This is a genomic window from Rahnella perminowiae (assembly GCF_019049755.1).
In the GTDB taxonomy this organism is placed as follows: domain Bacteria; phylum Pseudomonadota; class Gammaproteobacteria; order Enterobacterales; family Enterobacteriaceae; genus Rahnella; species Rahnella perminowiae.
Genome location: NZ_JAFMOS010000016.1, coordinates 1 through 255, shown reverse-complemented (window position 1 = coordinate 255; position 255 = coordinate 1). Strand labels below are relative to the sequence as shown.

The following is a 255-nucleotide window of genomic DNA, read 5'->3' as shown; positions in this document are numbered from 1 at the left end:
CGTTTCACTTCTGAGTTCGGCATGGGGTCAGGTGGGACCACCGCGCTAGTGCCGCCAGGCAAATTCTGTTTCATCCGTACCGCAACGCATCAGGGTTGCTCACCCCCGCGCCGCCATACGAACCAATTCCGGAACATTCCGCTGAAAATCTACTCTCTCGAGCCTGTCTCTCAAATCAAAAACACCTTTGGTGTTGTAAGGTTAAGCCTCTCGGGTCATTAGTACTGGTTAGCTCAATGCATCGCTGCACTTACA

Annotated in this window: 1 rRNA gene; it reads right to left on the bottom strand. The window is 52.5% G+C overall.

Features of this window, described 5'->3' with window-relative positions:
* Positions 1-59: ribosomal RNA gene (gene rrf / locus J1785_RS27115) — 5S ribosomal RNA — on the bottom strand; the annotation flags it as partial.
* Positions 60-255 lie beyond the last annotated feature (196 nt).